We start from the raw sequence: 296 nt of genomic DNA, 5'->3' as shown, positions 1-296 counted from the left end.
GTTCGTGATAATTTTCACATACTCCAACGACCTCTACTTCCATGTTGCTCGGGCATATCGAACGGAAGCAGCGGGTGTGACAAGCGCCTGCAGAAGGAGGTCTTATGCAATTGAATAAAAAGCTTTTGGCAATCATCGGAAAGCGGATTCCCGCCATTTACGATGTCATTCCGCACGGACCGCAGGGCGGGCTTGCGCGCGTCGCACTCAATCCACAGCCGCTCCCGCCGCATGAACTGGGCGCCGCGGTTGCCGACGAGTTTGTCCGCTCCGCATGGGTGGCCGAGCGAGGCGGG

Annotated in this window: 1 pseudogene; it reads left to right on the top strand. The window is 58.1% G+C overall.

The features are described from left to right. Window positions 1–104 precede the first annotated feature (104 nt). Window positions 105–296, top strand: a pseudogene (locus EN851_RS36905) (hypothetical protein); the annotation flags it as partial.

The sequence above is a fragment of the Mesorhizobium sp. M8A.F.Ca.ET.208.01.1.1 genome (assembly GCF_004791315.1).
Classification (GTDB): domain Bacteria; phylum Pseudomonadota; class Alphaproteobacteria; order Rhizobiales; family Rhizobiaceae; genus Mesorhizobium.
Note: the sequence above shows the minus strand (reverse complement) of the source record. Positions and strands in the feature narration are given on the sequence as shown.